Consider the following 12,426-nt stretch of genomic DNA (forward strand, 5'->3'; position numbering starts at 1 on the left):
AGGCTCACTTTTCCAACCCGTAAGCGTCAATACTCGACTTGGATACCGGTGCAGTGACACCGCAGCCTTTTAGAATAACGTGCTCAAGAAAGGCGGAGATGGATTCAATATCCTCCTCGGTTAACGCATCGCGGCCTAGAATACCACTGACCTGGGCACTATATTCAGTATAGTGCTGGGTGGAAGACCAGATTAAGAAAATTAGCCACCTGGGGTCGACAGCATCCATTTTTCCCTGGACGGACCATTGGCGAATGATCTTGGCCCGTGAGGCCACCCACTCGCGCAACTCGCCTGCCAAATAATCACTTAAGAAGGGAGCACCGGCTAAGATTTCCGCCGCAAAGAGTTTTGAGCCTTCGGGGTAGCGCTGCCCAAGCACCATTTTTGTGCGTATAAAGTCACTAAGTACCGTTGCAGGATCACTATCAGGGGTAATGTCCTCAAGCACTTCGTTCCAGCGGCGCATCATGCGGTTAAGCAGCCGCACGTATAGCGCTTGCTTACTGCCCATGTAGTACAAAATATTGGCTTTGGGAAGACCTGCTCGATCAGCGATCACTTGCAAACTCGCCCCGCGGTAGCCGTGTTGAGAAAACACTTCCTCAGCAGCTATCAGAATACTGGCTTCTATTCTTTCCCGGCTTGGGCTTTCATGAGTGGCAGATACGGCGGTCATTAACAGTATTCCCCAGTAGCGTGAGTGGATAGGCTGATTGCCCCAAAAGTTAGCATTTCTCACCAGCTTGCCCCACTCCTGTGCAGTGAGCAAATACTTGCAAGGCAATGCATTTTGTCCCAAGCTCAACCTATATTGACCGATCGGTCAGCACCATCCCGGTCTATTACAACGACAGTGGAGTTCGGCATGGCAACGATTGCGTTCCTGCTCAATGGTACCCCCCAGCGGTGTAACGTTTCACCCGACACCAGTATTTTAACCCTATTACGTGAGCATTTGGCCCAAACGGGTACCAAAGAGGGCTGCGCATCGGGCGATTGCGGCGCTTGCACCGTGGCGATTGGTGAGTCAACGACTGGCACGCAAAGGTTCGCCAGCGCGAATGCGTGTATCACGCCTGCTCACCAACTACAGGGTAGACACTTGGTCACCGTTGAAGGGTTGTCGGAAAAAGGTCACTTGCACCCGGCCCAGGAAGCGATGATCGAATGCCATGGTAGCCAGTGTGGTTTTTGTACGCCGGGTATCGTCATGTCACTTTTCACCCTGCATAGCGACCTTACTCAGCGCCCTGCTCCGCTGTTACAACAACTGTCACCAGAACGCCTAGAAGCCACCCTGGGCGGCAATTTGTGCCGCTGTACCGGCTATCGCCCTATCCGCGATGCAGCGCTGCGTATGAACGATATTCCCTACGAACGCCCACTTTGGTTCGACGCGACGCTGCCAGCGTCAGAAAGCGATACTCAATCCACTGATTCCTTAGGAACAGCGCCATTTTTTGTTCAGCCAACGTCTTTGGAAGAGCTAACGCAATTGCGTCAAGAAGCTCCCCGGGCACGGTTAGTGGCAGGCGGCACTGATCTCTGGCTGGAAAGCACTCAGCGCCTGGCGCCGCTTGATCAGTTGATAGACGTTTCCCAGGTTGCTGAACTGTTGACGGTTGAAGAGGCCACGCATGAGAATCGGAGTGGCTGGTGGATAGGCGCCGGGGTTACCTATACCCAGCTCGAGCCGCTGTTTGAAAAGCACTTTCCTGCATTTGCTCATCTGCTGCACCGGCTTGGCTCCCAGCAAATTCGTAATCGGGGAACGCTGGGTGGCAATATCGCCAATGCCTCCCCCATTGGTGATACGCCCCCCGTACTACTTGCCTTGGGCGCTCAGGTGGAGCTTGCCAGCACAAACGGCAAGCGTTGCTTAGCGCTGGAGGATTTCTTCCTTGATTACAAAAAGACCGCCTTGGCAGAGAATGAAGTCGTTGCGCGGGTTTTCATTCCCCAGCCGGTTGAGGGCAGTCAATTACGTGTCTGGAAATTATCCAAGCGTCGCGAAGATGATATCTCTGCGCTACTCGGTGCCTTTAGCTACCGCATTGAACAAGGTACCTTGCATGACGTACGCATCGCTTTTGGGGGAATGGCTGCGACGCCAAAGCGCGCGAAAGCTGCTGAAGCAGCTCTCGAAGGTTGCACCATAACGGCAGATGCTTTTCGCACCGCTCAGCAGGCACTCGATGACGACTTCCAGCCCATGAGTGATGTGCGGGGCAGTCAGCATTATCGCCAACAAGCCGCCAAGAATTTGCTTGAGCGTCTCTATCTTTCTCTCTCAGCGCCCGACCACGAGGTGATGCTCCATGCGTACGCTCACTAAACTGGACGGCGATAGCAGCCGTGCCCGCCGTGAACTACACGACCACATTCAAGGCTCTGGCCCCTTAGCGCGCCATACGGTGGACAGTAGTGGCCAGCGACAGGCGGGAAGCGCAAGCTTTCACGAGAGTGCTGAAAAGCACGTCACCGGCAGGGCCGCTTATATTGACGACTTGGTACTGCCAGCCGACGCCCTGCATGTTGCGCTTGGTCTATCCCCTGTCGCCCATGGCACCTTAACGGAGCTTGATCTCAGCAAGGTGAAAGGGGCACCTGGAGTAGCCGATGTGATTACCTTTCATGAGGTACCAGGGCATACCGATATCGGTCCAGTCTTTCCGGGCGACCCCATTTTTGTCGATCAAGCGATCAGCTACGCAGGCCAATGCCTCTTCGCCGTTGCCGCAACGTCGCTGCAGGCGGCTCGCCGTGCCGTCAAACTCGCCGCCATTAGCATAGACGAGCAGCCTGCCAGTTTAGATCCGGTGGCCGCAACGGAGCGTGAGGAGTTTGTGCGCCCTACCCATGTGCAGACCCGTGGTGCTTGGCAGCAGGCGCTTGACCAAGCTGAGCAGATTATTGAAGGTGAGCTGTTCGTCGGCGGTCAAGAACACTTCTATTTGGAAGGCCAGGCCTGCGTGGTTCACCCCACCGAGGATGAGGGCGTTATCGTCCACACGTCCAACCAGCACCCCAGCGAAACCCAGAAGCTGGTGGCGGAGGTGCTCGACATTCCCTTTCATGCCGTCACCGTAGAAGTGCGCCGCATGGGCGGTGGCTTTGGTGGCAAAGAGACTCAGGCTTCTCCCTGGGCGTGTATTGCTGCAATTATTGCCCGCCGCACCGGCAAAACGGTTCGACTCCGCTTACCGCGCAGTGAAGATATGCACGCCACGGGTAAACGCCACCCCTTCCATAACCGCTATCGATTAGCCATTGATGCAGAGGGCGTTATTCAGGGTGGTGAGATCACAGTGATCGGTGACTGCGGCTACTCGCCGGATCTCTCCGACGCTATCGTTGATCGCGCTATGTTCCACGCCGACAACGCTTACTCGCTGGGGGATGCCCAAGTAGTCGGTCATCGGGCAAAAACCCATACCGCCTCTAATACCGCATTCCGGGGCTTTGGTGGCCCTCAAGGGATGATGATTATCGAAGCGGCCATGGATGATATTGCCCGCCAGATTGGCGAAGACCCTCTGACCGTACGTAAGCGCAACTTCTACCGCGATGGCCGCGAGGTGACTCACTACGGCCAGCAGGTCGACCAACGGCAACTTCTGCATACGCTCGTTGAAATACTCGAAAGCGACAGCGATTACTGGGCACGGCGCAAAGCGGTCAGCGACTTCAATTCCACCAGCCCTGTGATCAAGAAAGGATTGGCACTTACCCCGGTTAAATTTGGCATTTCGTTTACCGCTCAGCATCTTAATCAGGCGGGCGCTCTTCTGCATGTTTACACTGACGGTAGCGTGATGATCAATCACGGTGGTACCGAGATGGGCCAAGGGTTACATACTAAAATTTGTCAGGTGGTGGCTCGCGAGCTGGGCCTGGATCTGGACAAGGTACGCATTACCGCTACGCGAACCGATAAAGTCCCCAACACCTCCCCTACCGCTGCCTCCAGCGGTGCTGACTTGAACGGTATGGCTGCACGGGATGCCTCCAGCAAGCTGCGAGAACGCCTGTTTGATTTTGCCGCTGAGCACTATTCAGAGGGCTTGGATCGCGAAGGAATGCGCCTGGAAGATGGCATGCTAGTGGCCGGGTTCGGCGAGAGCGAGCGCCGCATACCCTGGGGTGAGTTGGTGCAAACCGCCTACCTAAATCGCATATCGCTATCTGAAAAAGGTTTCTACGCCACACCGCTTATTCACTACGATCGTTCAGTGGGTCAAGGTCGGCCCTTCTACTACTACGCGTTTGGCGCGGCAGTGGCAGAGGTAAGCGTTGACACCTTGAGCGGGGAGTACCAGGTAGACCGTGTTGATATTTTGCATGACGTGGGAGATTCACTAAACCCGGCCATTGATATTGGCCAGGTGGAGGGCGGCTTTATTCAAGGAATGGGCTGGTTGACCAGTGAAGAGCTTAAGTGGAACGACAAAGGCGTGCTGGCCAGCGATGGCCCGGCGACCTATAAAATCCCTACCTTTGGTGATCTACCGCCCATCTTCAATGTCGCGCTAATGGAGGGGCATCCCAACTCTATGGCCAGTCTCTACCGGTCAAAAGCAGTGGGTGAGCCCCCTTTTATGCTGGGCATTTGTGTCTGGTCGGCACTGCGTGATGCGCTATCGAGCCTGACTGATTACGCCATCTCTCCCCACTTAGATACACCGGCCACGCCGGAGCGGGTCATGCTGGCAGCCAACGCTATCAGGAAGAAAGTGCTGTGAGTTCCAGTCAAACCCCAGAAAGCTGGCATGCGGCGCTACACCGCTTACAGCGCGACGGAATACCGCATGTACTAGCTACTCAGGTAACCAGTGCAGGCTCCACTCCCCGGGAGCCTGGCGCACGCATGGTGATTACCGACGATGCGATCTTCGACACGCTAGGTGGCGGTACCTTTGAGTGGCAAACCATTACCGCTGCACGTGCTTGTTTGACAGAAAAACGCTATGGCCTCAGCTTGGAAGCCTTTTCTCTGGGCGGACGAAGCGGCCAGTGCTGTGGTGGTTTCGTTAATATTCTATTGGAAGCCTTTCCAGGCACTACAACGCACATCGCGATTTTTGGTGCAGGGCACGTAGGGCAGCAACTGATAAAGCTAAGTGCGCCGCTTCCCTGGCAGTTGCACTGGTACGATAGCCGTAGCGATGCGTTTGCCGAACAGTTCCAGCAGCAGCCACGACTTAGCTGTTATTCACTCCAAGACGCACAGCAAAGTGTTGCCACCTTGCCTACAGGTACCCACGCGCTGGTATTGACGCACAACCACGATGAAGACTATGCGTTGATCAAAGCGCTGATCGCGCAAGATAACATCGCATCGATTGGGCTGATTGGTTCTGACAGCAAATGGGCAAGCTTTGAAGGACGCCTTAAGCGCGATGGTTACTCCGCCGGGCAAATTGCGCGGGTGCGATGCCCCATCGGGCGCATCCATGCCACTAAGCTGAGTAATAAAACGCCCTATGCGATTGCTTTAACGGTGGTGGCCGAACTGCTTTGGCTAACGGACACGCCCTCTTTTCAAGAAAACCGCGGCCTTGACTCCCAGGCAGTGCGAGCGCTAATGACCGACTCTCCGACGACCCCGAGTTAATATGACCTCCTCCTCCGATACGTTCATTCGTGCCGAATTGATTAGTTTTGCCCGTGACCCTGGCGATGGCAACACACCTGAACCGGGCAGCTTAGAGCATTACGGCGACGGGCTGCTCTGGTTGAAAGGCCAGCATATTCATGCCGTCGGCCATTTCGCTGAGCTCTCACCTTCGCTACCCAAAGGGGCTGACGTTCTCAATTATCGTGACAAGCTGATTATGCCGGGGTTTATCGATACCCATGTGCACTATGTGCAGCTGGATATCATGGCTTCTTATGGCCGCCAACTGCTTGACTGGCTAAACGACTACACCTTTCCTGAAGAGTGTCGCTTTGCTAATCATGCCCATGCTGAAGCGCTGTCTAACGCTTTTTTGGATGAGATGCTACGTGCGGGCACTACCACTGCCCAGGTATTCGGCTCTAGCCACCCCGGCTCTGTGGATGCATTTTTCACCGCCTGTCAAAAACGCCAGCTGCGTATGCTGGTGGGCAAGGTATTGATGGATCGTAATGCGCCAGAAGCGCTGATGGACGGTGTATCTGGCATTGCTGACAGCGAACGACTGATTGAGGATTGGCACGGCAATGGCCGACTGGGCTATAGCGTAACGCCGCGCTTTGCGCCTACATCGACCAAAACGCAGATGGATGCTGCCGGTGCCCTCTTACGTAATGACCCAACCCTTTGGTTACAAACTCATTTGGCTGAGAACAGTGGGGAGTTAGACTGGGTAGCCGAACTGTTCCCGGGCAGCCGTGACTACCTAGCCGTGTATGAAGAGGCAGGCTTAGTCGGGCCTCGTAGCACCTTCGCCCATGGCATTCATCTTGATAACGGCATGCGCAAACGCTTGGCGGATCGAGGCGCCAATATTGCCTTTTGCCCCAGCTCCAATCTTTTTCTGGGTAGCGGGTTATTCGACCGGGAAGCAGCCAAACAAACGGGCATGACATATACGTTTGCCAGCGATATCGGCGCAGGCACTGATTTATCGGGATTTGGAACGCTTAAAGCGGCCTATCAAGTGGGTCAATTAGGTGGTCAACCCCTTACCGCATGGCAAGGGTTTTATGGCTTAACCATGGGCAATGCCAAGGCTCTCTCGCTGGATAGCCACATTGGTCAGTTGGCACCTAGCCTTGAGGCTGACTTTGTGGTGATTGACACCCAGGCAACATCGCTACTCTCTCGACGAATCAATCATTGCACCACGCTTGGTGAGCGGCTGTTTGCGCTAATGATGCTGGCGGACGACCGCGCTATTTATGAAACCTGGGCAGGCGGGCAGTGCCAGCACCGAAGGGATAAGTAATTATCCGTTTTAATCGGCCGCCTGCCAGGCGGCTTTTTTACTCATTTTTCTTCCACGCACACAAAAAACCCAGCCGGGTGGCTGGGTTTCTTGTTAAATAAGTGCCTGACGATGACCTACTCTCGCATGGGGAGACCCCACACTACCATCGGCGCTAAGCGGTTTCACTTCTGAGTTCGGCAAGGGATCAGGTGGTTCACGCGTGCTATGGTCGTCAGGCGTAACTGGCTATGTACATCATGCTGACTGTTTTTAACTCAATTGTGTGCGTCTTATCGCCTGCCGCCCTTACGTTATGTCGTTTGGGCCACACGCTGCGTATCCGGCATTCATCAACGTCATCATCACGACCAGACCCCTTGGGTGTTATAGGGTCAAGCCTCACGGGCCATTAGTACACGTTAGCTCAACGCCTTGCAGCGCTTCCACACCGTGCCTATCAACCAGCTGGTCTCGCTGGGCCCTTCAGGAGGCTCTAGGCCTCAGGGATGTCTCATCTTGAAGGGGGCTTCCCGCTTAGATGCTTTCAGCGGTTATCCCGTCCGACCATAGCTACCCGGCAATGCCACTGGCGTGACAACCGGAACACCAGAGGGTCGTCCACTCCGGTCCTCTCGTACTAGGAGCAGCCCTTCTCAAACATCCAACGCCCACGGCAGATAGGGACCGAACTGTCTCACGACGTTCTAAACCCAGCTCGCGTACCACTTTAAATGGCGAACAGCCATACCCTTGGGACCGACTTCAGCCCCAGGATGTGATGAGCCGACATCGAGGTGCCAAACACCGCCGTCGATGTGAACTCTTGGGCGGTATCAGCCTGTTATCCCCGGAGTACCTTTTATCCGTTGAGCGATGGCCCTTCCATACAGAACCACCGGATCACTAGAACCTGCTTTCGCACCTGCTCGACGTGTCTGTCTCGCAGTCAAGCACCCTTATGCTCTTGCACTCAATGCACGATGTCCGACCGTGCTGAGGGTACCTTCGTGCTCCTCCGTTACTCTTTAGGAGGAGACCGCCCCAGTCAAACTACCCACCACACACTGTCCTCGATCCGGATAACGGACCTGAGTGAGAACGCCAATGATGCCAGGCTGGTATTTCAAGGTTGGCTCCGCCCGAACTGGCGTCCGAGTTTCAAAGCCTCCCAGCTATCCTACACAGGCAACATCAGCGTCCAGTGTGAAGCTATAGTAAAGGTTCACGGGGTCTTTCCGTCTAGCCGCGGGTACACCGCATCTTCACGGCGATTTCAATTTCACTGAGTCTCGGGTGGAGACAGCGTGGCCATCATTACGCCATTCGTGCAGGTCGGAACTTACCCGACAAGGAATTTCGCTACCTTAGGACCGTTATAGTTACGGCCGCCGTTTACCGGGGCTTCAATCAAGAGCTTCGCCTTGCGGCTAACACCATCATTTAACCTTCCGGCACCGGGCAGGCGTCACACCCTATACGTCCGCTTGCGCGTTAGCAGAGTGCTGTGTTTTTAATAAACAGTTGCAGCCACCTGGTATCTTCGACCGGTTCGGGCTTAGAGAGCAAGTCTCATCACCCTACGCCGGCGTGCCTTCTCCCGAAGTTACGGCACCATTTTGCCTAGTTCCTTCACCCGAGTTCTCTCAAGCGCCTTGGGATTCTCACCCTGACCACCTGTGTCGGTTTGGGGTACGGTCGCACATGATCTGAAGCTTAGAGGCTTTTCCTGGAAGCGTGGCATCAGTGACTTCCTGACCGTGGTCAGTTCGTTTCGTGTCTCGGCCTTAAAGGATCCCGGATTTACCTAAGATCCCAGCCTACTCACTTTCACCAGGACTACCAACGCCTGGCTCACCTAGCCTTCTTCGTCCCCCCATCGCAACCATGTCCGGTACGGGAATATTGACCCGTTTCCCATCGACTACGCCTTTCGGCCTCGCCTTAGGGGCCGACTCACTCTGCTCCGATTAGCGTCGAACAGAAACCCTTGGTCTTCCGGCGAGGGAGTTTTTCACTCCCTTTATCGTTACTCATGTCAGCATTCGCACTCGTGATACCTCCAGCAGACTTCTCAATCCACCTTCATTGGCGTACACGACGCTCCTCTACCGCTCATCCTAAAAGGATGAACCCGTAGCTTCGGTACCTGGTTTAGCCCCGTTACATCTTCCGCGCAGGCCGACTCGACTAGTGAGCTATTACGCTTTCTTTAAAGGATGGCTGCTTCTAAGCCAACCTCCTAGCTGTCTAAGCCTTCCCACATCGTTTCCCACTTAACCAGGATTTCGGGACCTTAGCTGACGGTCTGGGTTGTTTCCCTTTTCACGACGGACGTTAGCACCCGCCGTGTGTCTCCCACGCGTTACTCACCGGTATTCGGAGTTTGCCTCGGGTTGGTAAGTCGGGATGACCCCCTAGCCGAAACAGTGCTCTACCCCCGGCGGTACTACGTGAGGCGCTACCTAAATAGCTTTCGAGGAGAACCAGCTATCTCCGAGCTTGATTAGCCTTTCACTCCGATCCACAAGTCATCCAAATCTTTTTCAACAGATCCTGGTTCGGGCCTCCAGTTGATGTTACTCAACCTTCACCCTGCTCATGGATAGATCGCTCGGTTTCGGGTCTATATCCAGCGACTGTGTCGCCCAGTTAAGACTCGGTTTCCCTACGGCTCCCCTATACGGTTAACCTCGCCACTGAATATAAGTCGCTGACCCATTATACAAAAGGTACGCAGTCACAGAACAAGTCTGCTCCTACTGCTTGTACGCACACGGTTTCAGGATCTATTTCACTCCCCTCTCCGGGGTTCTTTTCGCCTTTCCCTCACGGTACTGGTTCACTATCGGTCAGTCAGGAGTATTTAGCCTTGGAGGATGGTCCCCCCGTCTTCAGTCAAGGTTTCTCGTGCCCCGACCTACTCGATTTCACATGATCAGATTTTCGACTACGGGGCTATCACCCGCTACGGCCAGACTTCCCAATCTGTTCGCCTAATCATTCACATGCTTAAGGGCTGGTCCCCGTTCGCTCGCCGCTACTAGGGGAATCTCGGTTGATTTCTTTTCCTCAGGGTACTTAGATGTTTCAGTTCCCCTGGTTCGCCTCTTACACCTATGTATTCAGTGTAAGATACTGACCTTATGGTCAGTGGGTTTCCCCATTCAGAAATGTCCGGGTCACAGGTTGTTGCCACCTCACCGAACCTTATCGCAGGCTACCACGTCTTTCATCGCCTCTGACTGCCTAGGCATCCACCGTGTGCGCTTAATTGCTTGACCCTATAACCCGAAGGAGTCTGGATGTCGCAATAATCACGTTTCAATTTGCCGGATACGCTGACGCGTATCACAATTTAAGACCACTTCTTGCGAAGTGTTCTTGTCAGCATGATATACATTGTTAAAGAGCGGCTGTTCAATGAACAGTGATAAAGCGGTGCTATAACGACAGCAACAGCGACTTATCAATGGTCACGAAACATTCACAAACGGTATTGAGGGTTAAACAGAGTAGTAACGTAATGGTGGAGCCAAGCGGGATCGAACCGCTGACCTCCTGCGTGCAAGGCAGGCGCTCTCCCAGCTGAGCTATGGCCCCATCGAGTCACTCTTTTTAGTCACATTCACCTCTGGCCAATTTTATTTAGCGCAAGGCATTTTATGACGACACATAGCCTGCTATGCGAGGTATAAAATAACGCAGCGATAGATAAAATTTGGTGGGTCTGGGCAGACTTGAACTGCCGACCTCACCCTTATCAGGGGTGCGCTCTAACCAACTGAGCTACAGACCCAAGAGGGGATCGTGCCTTTACCGTTTGCTCTATATCTGATCAGGTAATTCATTGTGGACGCTTACTAACGCGTGACGCATCGTTTAAGGAGGTGATCCAGCCGCAGGTTCCCCTACGGCTACCTTGTTACGACTTCACCCCAGTCATGAACCACACCGTGGTGATCGCCCTCTTGCGTTAGGCTAACCACTTCTGGTGCAGTCCACTCCCATGGTGTGACGGGCGGTGTGTACAAGGCCCGGGAACGTATTCACCGTGACATTCTGATTCACGATTACTAGCGATTCCGACTTCACGGAGTCGAGTTGCAGACTCCGATCCGGACTGAGACCGGCTTTAAGGGATTCGCTGACTCTCGCGAGCTCGCAGCCCTTTGTACCGGCCATTGTAGCACGTGTGTAGCCCTACCCGTAAGGGCCATGATGACTTGACGTCGTCCCCACCTTCCTCCGGTTTGTCACCGGCAGTCTCCTTAGAGTTCCCGACATTACTCGCTGGCAAATAAGGACAAGGGTTGCGCTCGTTACGGGACTTAACCCAACATTTCACAACACGAGCTGACGACAGCCATGCAGCACCTGTCTTACAGTTCCCGAAGGCACACCAGAATCTCTTCCGGCTTCTGTAGATGTCAAGGGTAGGTAAGGTTCTTCGCGTTGCATCGAATTAAACCACATGCTCCACCGCTTGTGCGGGCCCCCGTCAATTCATTTGAGTTTTAACCTTGCGGCCGTACTCCCCAGGCGGTCGACTTATCGCGTTAACTTCGCCACAAAGTGCTCTAGGCACCCAACGGCTGGTCGACATCGTTTACGGCGTGGACTACCAGGGTATCTAATCCTGTTTGCTACCCACGCTTTCGCACCTCAGTGTCAGTGTCAGTCCAGAAGGCCGCCTTCGCCACTGGTATTCCTCCCGATCTCTACGCATTTCACCGCTACACCGGGAATTCTACCTTCCTCTCCTGCACTCTAGCCTGACAGTTCCGGATGCCGTTCCCAGGTTGAGCCCGGGGCTTTCACAACCGGCTTATCAAGCCACCTACGCGCGCTTTACGCCCAGTAATTCCGATTAACGCTTGCACCCTCCGTATTACCGCGGCTGCTGGCACGGAGTTAGCCGGTGCTTCTTCTGCGAGTGATGTCTTTCCTGGCGGGTATTAACCACCAGGCGTTCTTCCTCGCTGAAAGTGCTTTACAACCCGAGGGCCTTCTTCACACACGCGGCATGGCTGGATCAGGGTTGCCCCCATTGTCCAATATTCCCCACTGCTGCCTCCCGTAGGAGTTCGGGCCGTGTCTCAGTCCCGATGTGGCTGATCATCCTCTCAGACCAGCTACGGATCGTTGCCTTGGTGAGCCTTTACCTCACCAACTAGCTAATCCGACATAGGCTCATCCAATAGCGGGAGCCAAAGCCCCCTTTCTCCCGTAGGACGTATGCGGTATTAGCCTGGGTTTCCCCAGGTTATCCCCCACTACCGGGCAGATTCCTATGCATTACTCACCCGTCCGCCGCTCGTCAGCATCTAGCAAGCTAGATCTGTTACCGCTCGACTTGCATGTGTTAGGCCTGCCGCCAGCGTTCAATCTGAGCCATGATCAAACTCTTCAGTTTAAGATCTACGCGGTTCTTACCTGCCACCCGAAAGCGACAGAAGCGAACCAAACTTGGCTCAAGGTTCAAACGAATTCATTCAAAACAGATCCCAAA

5 protein-coding genes, 2 tRNA genes and 3 rRNA genes are annotated in these 12,426 nt (G+C 54.4%); 4 read left to right on the forward strand and 6 right to left on the reverse strand.

Annotated elements, in window-relative coordinates; all coding sequences use genetic code 11:
• Window positions 1–4 precede the first annotated feature (4 nt).
• A complete protein-coding gene (locus QEN58_RS10260; RefSeq protein ID WP_280103586.1) occupies window positions 5–679 on the reverse strand; it encodes a TetR family transcriptional regulator C-terminal domain-containing protein in 675 nt (224 codons plus the stop codon).
• A 189-nt stretch (window positions 680–868) separates the two neighbouring features.
• Here QEN58_RS10260 and xdhA point away from each other — a divergent pair, with 189 nt between their 5' ends.
• From xdhA to guaD, 4 genes are read left to right on the forward strand one after another with little or no spacing between them, the layout of a single operon-like run.
• The gene (xdhA, locus tag QEN58_RS10265; protein ID WP_280103587.1) at window positions 869–2,338 is read left to right on the forward strand and encodes a xanthine dehydrogenase small subunit; all 1,470 of its coding nucleotides are present in this window, start codon (window positions 869–871) and stop codon (window positions 2,336–2,338) included.
• On the forward strand, window positions 2,322–4,745 hold the full coding sequence (xdhB, locus tag QEN58_RS10270; RefSeq protein ID WP_280103588.1) for a xanthine dehydrogenase molybdopterin binding subunit: 2,424 nt from the start codon (window positions 2,322–2,324) through the stop codon (window positions 4,743–4,745). Before xdhA ends, xdhB begins: the two co-directional genes overlap by 17 nt.
• On the forward strand, window positions 4,742–5,617 hold the full coding sequence (xdhC, locus tag QEN58_RS10275; RefSeq protein ID WP_280103589.1) for a xanthine dehydrogenase accessory protein XdhC: 876 nt from the start codon (window positions 4,742–4,744) through the stop codon (window positions 5,615–5,617). Before xdhB ends, xdhC begins: the two co-directional genes overlap by 4 nt.
• A 1-nt stretch (window position 5,618) precedes the next feature.
• Window positions 5,619–6,935, forward strand: coding sequence for a guanine deaminase (gene guaD / locus QEN58_RS10280; RefSeq protein ID WP_280103590.1), 1,317 nt, complete (start codon window positions 5,619–5,621; stop codon window positions 6,933–6,935).
• 103 nt (window positions 6,936–7,038) lie between these two features.
• Here guaD and rrf read toward each other — a convergent pair.
• From rrf to QEN58_RS10305, 5 genes are all read right to left on the reverse strand, one after another.
• Window positions 7,039–7,154: ribosomal RNA gene (gene rrf / locus QEN58_RS10285) — 5S ribosomal RNA — on the reverse strand.
• 151 nt (window positions 7,155–7,305) lie between these two features.
• A 23S ribosomal RNA gene (locus tag QEN58_RS10290) occupies window positions 7,306–10,198 on the reverse strand.
• A 243-nt stretch (window positions 10,199–10,441) separates the two neighbouring features.
• Window positions 10,442–10,517, reverse strand: a tRNA-Ala gene (locus tag QEN58_RS10295).
• A gap of 119 nt (window positions 10,518–10,636) precedes the next feature.
• Window positions 10,637–10,713: transfer RNA gene (locus QEN58_RS10300), tRNA-Ile, on the reverse strand.
• Between the two features lie 84 nt (window positions 10,714–10,797).
• Window positions 10,798–12,330 (reverse strand): 16S ribosomal RNA (locus tag QEN58_RS10305).
• Together the 16S, 23S and 5S rRNA genes with 2 tRNA genes alongside form the textbook arrangement of a ribosomal RNA operon.
• Between the last annotated feature and the right edge of the window lie 96 nt (window positions 12,331–12,426).

It is taken from the genome of Halomonas alkaliantarctica (assembly GCF_029854215.1).
Taxonomy (GTDB): domain Bacteria; phylum Pseudomonadota; class Gammaproteobacteria; order Pseudomonadales; family Halomonadaceae; genus Vreelandella; species Vreelandella alkaliantarctica_A.

Excerpts from the sequence above, each read along its gene's own strand:
- QEN58_RS10260 (WP_280103586.1), bottom strand. The coding sequence starts at position 679 with ATGACCGCCGTATCTGCCACTCATGAAAGCCCAAGCCGGGAAAGAATA.
- xdhA (WP_280103587.1), top strand. The coding sequence starts at position 869 with ATGGCAACGATTGCGTTCCTGCTCAATGGTACCCCCCAGCGGTGTAAC.
- xdhB (WP_280103588.1), top strand. The coding sequence starts at position 2,322 with ATGCGTACGCTCACTAAACTGGACGGCGATAGCAGCCGTGCCCGCCGT.
- guaD (WP_280103590.1), top strand. The coding sequence starts at position 5,619 with ATGACCTCCTCCTCCGATACGTTCATTCGTGCCGAATTGATTAGTTTT.